Source organism: Nocardia sp. TBRC8007 (assembly GCF_056629435.1).
Genome location: NZ_JBWSOR010000250.1, coordinates 1 through 223, shown reverse-complemented (window position 1 = coordinate 223; position 223 = coordinate 1). Strand labels below are relative to the sequence as shown.

Genomic DNA, 223 nt, shown 5'->3' with positions numbered 1-223 from the left:
GGAAACTGCACATAGAAATCCCCCCGAGACGCCAACGCCCCCGCCACCACACCCACCACCCCCGTCAACACCGCCGACAACCGCACCCCCAACCCCTCCGCCACCCCCGCCAAACCCCGCAACTCACCAACACCCAAAACCACCTCATGACCAGCGACCCGACCAGCCCCACCCACCCCCCGCCCCGGCAACCGCAACGGCGCCACCCCCACATCCATATACC

At 68.2% G+C, this 223-nt stretch carries 1 protein-coding gene; it reads right to left on the bottom strand.

Translation table 11 applies throughout. The annotated features are described in order from the left end of the window. The coding region (locus ACX4ZE_RS23535) for a hypothetical protein (RefSeq protein ID WP_480275658.1) at nucleotides 1-223 on the bottom strand (223 nt) is incomplete at both ends.